Origin of the sequence: Paractinoplanes toevensis, from assembly GCF_018332695.1 — a bacterium.
Lineage (GTDB): Bacteria > Actinomycetota > Actinomycetes > Mycobacteriales > Micromonosporaceae > Actinoplanes > Actinoplanes toevensis.
Map to the genome: position 1 here is coordinate 1 of NZ_BOQN01000187.1, position 643 is coordinate 643.

Consider the following 643-nt stretch of genomic DNA (forward strand, 5'->3'; position numbering starts at 1 on the left):
CTTGCCGGCGCCGTTCTCGCCCAGCAGGGCGTGCACCTCGCCGGGCTCGACGGTGATGTCGATGTGGTCGTTGGCCACCAGGTCGCCGAAGCGCTTGGTGATGCCGCGCAATTCGAGTCTCAGCGGAATCTCCTGACCTCGGCCTGACCTCATGGGAACCGCCGCGCGGCTGCGAGAAGAATTCGCAGCCGGCGGCGGCCAGATGTTACCTACCTGCTTACTTCGGGGCGTTGGCCGACTCGACCTTGACCGTGCCCGCGATGATGTCGGCCTTCAGCTTCTCGACCTCAGACTTGAGGCCCGCGTCGACCTTGCTGTCGAACTGGTTGTACGGCGCGAGCTCGACGCCGTTGTTCTCCAGCGTGCCCAGGTAACCCGGGGTCGCGGAGAGCGGAGTGCCGGTGGCGCCGGCGACGACCGCCTTCTCCACCGCGTCCTCAATGTTCTTGACGACCGTGGTCAGGAAGACGCCGCAGTACTGCGCCGCGCTCTTGCAGCCGTCCTGGTCGACCCAGATGACCGAGACCTTGCCGCTGGAACCCTGGGCGACCTCGGCCGCACCGAGGCCGGTGCCGCCGGCAACCGGGAGGATCACGTCGGCGCCCTGCGAGACGAACGTGTTGGCGAGCGCCTTGCCCTTGGC

1 protein-coding gene is annotated in these 643 nt (G+C 67.5%); it reads right to left on the reverse strand.

What is annotated here, in order from left to right; translation table 11 throughout:
* Window positions 1-217: 217 nt before the first annotated feature.
* On the reverse strand, window positions 218-643 hold a 426-nt coding region (locus tag Ato02nite_RS49900; RefSeq protein WP_213013784.1), incomplete at its 5' end, for a BMP family lipoprotein.